The 6198-nt window shown below is 66.2% G+C and carries 5 protein-coding genes; 2 read left to right on the top strand and 3 right to left on the bottom strand.

From position 1 onward, the window contains the following. Positions 1-341: 341 nt before the first annotated feature. Positions 342-482 carry a DUF1127 domain-containing protein gene (locus GN330_RS20445; protein WP_343040987.1) on the bottom strand — a complete coding sequence of 47 codons (141 nt, stop codon included), beginning with the start codon at positions 480-482 and terminating at the stop codon, positions 342-344. A gap of 185 nt (positions 483-667) precedes the next feature. Next, the gene (gene xseA, locus GN330_RS20440; protein ID WP_156714979.1) at positions 668-2218 is read right to left on the bottom strand and encodes an exodeoxyribonuclease VII large subunit; all 1551 of its coding nucleotides are present in this window, start codon (positions 2216-2218) and stop codon (positions 668-670) included. A 201-nt stretch (positions 2219-2419) separates the two neighbouring features. On the opposite strand from xseA, the gene GN330_RS20435 reads away from it, so the two are divergent. Next, positions 2420-3841 (top strand): amidase family protein, encoded by a 1422-nt coding sequence (locus GN330_RS20435; RefSeq protein WP_156714977.1) that lies wholly within the window; start codon positions 2420-2422, stop codon positions 3839-3841. A 1-nt stretch (position 3842) separates the two neighbouring features. On the opposite strand, the gene GN330_RS20430 is transcribed toward GN330_RS20435, so the two are convergent. Then, positions 3843-4721 (bottom strand): LysR family transcriptional regulator, encoded by an 879-nt coding sequence (locus tag GN330_RS20430; protein WP_156714975.1) that lies wholly within the window; start codon positions 4719-4721, stop codon positions 3843-3845. Between the two features lie 147 nt (positions 4722-4868). Here GN330_RS20430 and ugpB point away from each other — a divergent pair, with 147 nt between their 5' ends. Beyond that, positions 4869-6176, top strand: coding sequence for a sn-glycerol-3-phosphate ABC transporter substrate-binding protein UgpB (gene ugpB, locus GN330_RS20425; protein ID WP_156714973.1), 1308 nt, complete (start codon positions 4869-4871; stop codon positions 6174-6176). The last annotated feature ends 22 nt before the right edge of the window (positions 6177-6198 follow it).

The raw sequence follows: 6198 nt of genomic DNA, 5'->3' as shown, positions 1-6198 counted from the left end.
AACTTCAGCCGTTCATCCATCTGGCTACACTCCTTCCATGGCACCTCGCGATCCTCCGCAAAGGGCCAGTTGTGTAACCTATGTGTCCGGAATGACCTGTTACCTATGTCTCGGGTCGTTCACAAAATCCCGACTGCTTGCCTGCGTATCGCTCTTGTGGCGCTGCGGCGTATGATTTGGCGCGCGCGACCGATACTCGCGGGACTTGGCGTTCAGACAAAGAAAAGGCCCGCCGGGGAGGGACGGCGGGCCTTCTAACGTCGGACGGCGCGGTATGGGAGGAGGATCGCGCCGCCCGCTACCGGCGGGCAGGGAGGAGGAAGCCCGCCGGAATTTCGGATCTAAAGGGTTCTGCGCGCGACCACCGGGATCTCGGCGCGGTTGAGGCCGATATCGTGCAGTTCGCGGTCGCTGAGGCGGTTGAGCTCGCTCACCGCATGCCGGTAACGGCGCCAGTTGCGATAATTGTGGATCAGGCTCACGGCGGTTGACCTTTCTGCGTCTTAAATCTGATACGCGGTAAATAGGTGTGCGCCGCACAATCGGAAGGTTCGTTTCTGCATGGGAGGGATGCGCAGGGCGCAACCCGGCGCGCGCCCTGGAAAAGTCGCGCGTCGCTGTCGTGGAAAAGCCCATGTGCCGGAACCCGCCGGCAGGGTTGCAGGCTCTACTCGAACAGCGAACCCTGGCCGGCTGGCCCCGGTTTTTCGCGCGGCGGGCGCGGCTTGCTGGTTGTCGGTCGCTCGCTGCCGACGATCACGGCGTCAGTGGCCGCGTCGGCGAAACGCACCGCCACCTGATCGCCGGGCGCGAGCCCGGCGGCGCGTTTGACCGGATTGCCGTTTGCATCGCTGACCAGTGCGAAGCCGCGGTCGAGCACCGATTTGTAGGACATGCTCAACAGCAGCCGTTCGGTGTGGGCGAGGCCGCTTTTGCGGTGCTCGATGGTTTGCGCCACCGCCCGGTCGCGGCGGCGCGCGAGTCCGGTCAGTTTCTCGCGGGCGGTTCCCACGCGCCGCAGCAGCGGATCGAAACCGAGCCGCGCGAAGGCGGTTGCCAGCCGCGTGCGGCGTTCGCGCAACAACACGCCATGGGCGCCGGGCATGCGCGCGGCGGTCTGCGTCACAGCACGGCGCGCTTCGCCGAGGCGTCTTTCGAGCGCGGCCGTCGTCAGACGCAGCCCGCGCAGGCGCAGCCGCTTGCTGTCGACATTAACCTGGAGGCCGCGCGCCAGCCTGGCCGCCGCCTCGTCGAAGCGCCGCCGCGGCAGGGCGAGAAGCTGGTCGGCCGACGGCAGGGCGCGGGCGGCGGCCCTGAGCGCCTGGCGCTTGCGTTCGCCCGCGCGCGAGATCGCGCCGGCATGCCGCGCGGCCAGGCTGGCGAGCGTGGCCTCCAACTCGGCCTTGACCGGCACCGCCATCTCGGCCGCCCCGGTCGGCGTGGGGGCGCGCCTGTCGGCAGCGAGGTCGATCAGGGTCCAGTCGGTCTCGTGGCCGACGGCCGAGATCACCGGGATCTGCGAGGCGGCGACCGCGCGCACCACCGCCTCGTCGTTGAAGCCCCATAGGTCTTCCAGGCTGCCGCCACCGCGCGCCACGATGATGATGTCGGGCCGGCCGGCCTGCGCGTCGAGCGCGTTGAAGCCGGAAACCGCGTTCGCCACCTCGGCGCCCGTCGTTTCGCCCTGCACGCGCACTGGCCAGACGACCAGATGCAGCGGATAGCGGTCGGAAATGCGATGCAGGATGTCGCGGATAACGGCGCCGGTCGGCGAGGTGACGACCCCGATGACGCGCGGCAGATAGGGCAGGGGTTTCTTGCGAGCTTCGTCGAACAGGCCCTCGGCGTTGAGTTTGCGCTTGCGCTCCTCCAGCAGCGCCATCAGCGCGCCGGCGCCGGCCGGCTCGAGGCTGTCGATGACGATCTGGTATTTGGACGAGCCGGGATAGGTGGTGAGCTTGCCCTGGGCGATCACCTCCATGCCTTCCTCGGGTTTGATCTTGAGGCGCGAGAACGTGCCGCGCCAGACCACGGCCTCGATGCGGGCGCGCTCGTCCTTCAAGGCGAAATAGGCGTGGCCGGACGAATGCGGGCCGCGATAGCCGGATATCTCGCCTCGCACGCGCACATGGCCGAACGCGTCTTCCACGGTGCGCTTCAGCGCCACGGAAATCTCCGAAACGGTGAATTCGGCCGCATTGGTCGGGGAATCGTTCATGACCCCATTCGCGGGATCGGCCGCCGCCAAGTCAAGCCCGCGCGGGCGACGCCGTGTCGAGCGACCGCTCCCGCTGGCCGCATCGCGGGCTTTTTGCTGGTCCTTGCGGGCGCGGCTTGCCGGACCGACAACCGCGCGCTACCGGTTGGGGACGGGTCGTGCCGGCGCGCGGCCGAACGAAACAAGGAAAAGGGGTCTGGCATGAGCGAACGCGCCCTGTGGCAGTTGAGCGCCTGCGAACTGGCCGAGGAGATCGCGGCCAAGCGGGTTTCGGCCGAGGAGGCCGTCACCGCCAATGTCGAGCGCATGCGCGCGCGCAACGGCGCCATCAACGCCGTGGTCGACGATCTCGGCGACGCGGCGATCGACGAGGCGCGACAGCTTGACGCGCGGATGGCGGCGACGGGCGCGCCGGTCGGACCGCTGCACGGCGTACCGGTGACGATCAAGGAAAATGTCGACCAGAAGGGCCGTGCGACGCCGAACGGGGTCGCGGCCTTCAAGGATATCATCGCCCCGGACGACGCGCCGGTGGTCAAAAACCTGAAAAAGGCGGGCGCGATCGTGATCGGGCGCACCAACACGCCCGAATTCTCCTTCCGCGCCACCACCGACAACGAGTTGCACGGGCGCACGTTCAACCCCTGGGCGGACTGGGCCTCGCCGGGCGGTTCGTCCGGCGGCGCCTCGGCGGCGGTGATGTCGGGCATGGGCGCGCTCGCCCACGGCAACGATATCGGCGGATCGCTGCGGTTTCCGAGCGCGGCCACCGGCGCGACCACGGTCAAGCCTGGTCTCGGCCGGGTGCCGGCCTACAATCCGTCGGCCAAGGCCGAGCGCGGACTTCTGGCGCAGATCATGTCCGTTCAGGGCGTGATCGCGCGCGAAGTGCGCGATGTGCGTGCCGGGCTGAAGGCGCTGATCGCCTACGATCCGCACGATCCGTGGATGGTGCCGATGCCGTTCGAGGGGCCGGTCGAGCAGGGGCCGCTGCGCGTAGCGGTTACGCGCGACACGTTCGAGTTCGATCTGCATCCCGCCGTCGAGGAGGCGATCATGAAGGCGGCCGACTGCCTGGCCGACGCGGGTTACGAGATCGTGGAGATCGACCCGCCGCTGGTACGCGAATGCGGCGAAATCGGCTACCGGGCGCTGATGGGCGAGGTGCACGCGCTGATGGGGTCGGATATCGACAAATATGGCAGCGACACGATCAAGCGCATCTTTGAAGACTATTTCTCGCTGTTTGCGCCGTTCGAGGGCACGGAACTGCTGGCGGCAATGGCCAAGCGGGCTCACTTCACGCGCGAATGGCTGGTTTTTATGCAAGACTATCCGCTGGTGCTGACCCCGTTCCTGACCGGGCCGGTGTTCGGCTGGAACCGCGACGCCGAAGGCGTCGACGGCGCGATGGAGGTGCTCGGCAAGGCGCATTATTCCTTCGCGATGAATTTCATGGGCCTTCCGGCCGGCAATATCGCCGCCGGTTTCCATGACGGCCTGCCCATCGGTGTGCAGATTGTCGGGCGGCGGTTCCGCGAGGATATGGTGCTGGACGCCTGCGAGGCGGTCGAGGCGGGTGTCGGCGTGATGGCGCACAAATTGTTCGCGCGCGGGGACTAGCTCACGTCTTGCCGGCGATCTCGTCGCGGGCAAGGCGGACGAGCGCGCCGACCGATCCCAGTTCGGCGAGTTCTGGACGGCAGCTCAGATAGACCTCGGTCCCGAGATCGGCGTCGACCTTCAGGCGCAGCGTCGACAGCCGGGCGTCCCGGCCGACCTCGCCGTCGAAGACCACGCCGAGACCGAGGCCGGCCGCGGCGGCTTCCTTGACCATTTCGCGACTGCCGAGACTGGCGGCAATGCGCGGTTTGATACCGGCCTTGCGCATGGCGTTCATGAAGACGGCGCGGGTGACGGAACCCTCCTCGCGCACCAGCACCGGCCATTCTTCGAGCAATTGCGGCTCGACCGCCTCCCGTCGGGCAAGAGGATGATCGGAGCGGGCGACGAGAACGATGTCCTGGCGGCCCAGCGGCAGGTTGAAAAGCTGTTTGCGGCAGGCAAGCTGCGAGGTGACGATGACGTCGACCCGGTTGCCGTCGAGATCGTCCATCAATTCGTTGGTGTTGCCATCCTGCAGGACGAGGTCGATGCCCGGGTAGCGGCTGGAATAGAGCGCAAGCAGGCCGAGGATCGTCGCCGGCGTCGAAACGCCGACCCGCAATTGGCCGCGCATCAGCGCGCGCGTGGCGGCCACGCTGTGCTGCATCTCTTCGAGCAGGTGCAGGACACGAGGCACCAAGCCGAGCAGGTGACGGCCTTCCGCCGTCAGTTCCACACGCGTGCCGCCGCGCAGGAACAACAGCGCGCCGAGCGCTTCCTCAAGCCCCTTAATCTGCACCGTGACGGCCGGCTGGCTGACGCCCAGGTGCTGGGCGGCCTGGGAAAAACTGCCGGTCTGGGCGACGGCGCGGAAGGCGCGCAACTGGGTGAAATTCATCGCGGCGTTACCTGCTTGTCATAAACGAATTTCATAAAACGGTCATCGCAATTTACTAATCCTTATCAAGCCTTCCCCGCAAGGCGCCTTTTTCGACAAGAGCGCGCGACGCGCGCCTTCGTCCCCCGCAACAGGAGCAAACCAATCATGAAAAACGGATCTATCGGCCTTTTCGTCGCCGGCGCGATGCTCGCGCTGTCGTCGACCACGGCGCTTGCAACCACCCAGGTGCATTTCTGGCACGCCTTTTCGCCCGACATCAAACTCGGCAAGGTGCTGGCCGGCTATGCCGAGGCGTTCAACGCCAGCCAGGACGATTACGAGATCGTGCTGACCTATAAGGGCACCTATGACGACACCATCAACGCCACGATCGCTGCGGTGCGCGCGGGCAAGCAGCCGGCCATCGCCCAGGTCCACGGCCCGGCCGTGCCGACGCTGATCTTCTCCGATGCGGTGGTGCCGGTCGACCAGGTGATGGCCGACGCCGGCTACACGATCGAATGGGAGCGCTTCATCGAACCGGTGATGGCGATGTACCAGTTCGAGGGCAAGCAGATGGCGATGCCCTTCAACACCTCCACGCCGCTGATGTGGTACAATGCCGACGCGTTCGAGAAGGCCGGCATCGCCGAGGTGCCGGCGAGCTGGGACGATCTGGAGGCGGCCGCGCGCAAGCTCAAGGACGCCGGCTACGCGTGCCCGGTGACCTCGTCGTGGCAGGAATGGGTGGTCCTGAAGAACTACACGTTCGTCGAGGACCAGCCGTTCGCCAGCAAGGCCAACGGCATGCAGGGTCCCGACGCCGAACTCACCTTCAACAAGACCCGTTTCGTCGATCACCTGGACCGTATCCAGGGCTGGATCAAGGACGGGCTCTATGAATATCAGGGTCGCCAGTGGACCGGCGCGCATCAGGCTTTCTACAATCAGCGCTGCGCGGTGATGCTGGAAAGCTCGGCCGGGTTTGGCGGCATCTCGCAGAACGCCAAGTTCGACTTCTCCGCCACGCTGTTGCCGGTCGAGGCCGACAACGAGACGCCGCGCAACTCCTTGATCGGCGGCGCCGGCCTGTTCTTGATGAAGGGGCTCGACAAGCCCGTCTATGACGGCGCGGCCGCCTTCTTCAATTTCCTCGCCAGTCCCGAGATGCAGTACGATTGGCACCAGAATTCCGGTTACGTGCCGATCACCGTCGACGCCTACGAACTGGCCAAGGAGAAGGGCTATTATGACGAGTTTCCGCATCAGGAACTCGCCATCAAGCAGCTGATGCGCGCGCCGAGCGACAATACGCGCGGCATTCGCCTTGGCTACATGGTCCAGGTCGACGAGATCATCAACGAGGAACTCGAAAACGTCTGGTCGATGAAAAAGAGCGCCCAGGAGGCCGCCGACGACATGGTGCGCCGCGGCAATCCGCTGCTGAGCCGGTTCGCCAAGACCGTCGATTAACCACAGCGGCCTTGCCGTCCTC

Origin of the sequence: Nitratireductor arenosus (assembly GCF_009742725.1) — a bacterium.
Lineage (GTDB): Bacteria > Pseudomonadota > Alphaproteobacteria > Rhizobiales > Rhizobiaceae > Mangrovimarina > Mangrovimarina arenosa.
The sequence above is the reverse complement of the archived record's forward strand: the minus strand, read 5'-3'. Positions and strand labels throughout refer to the sequence as shown.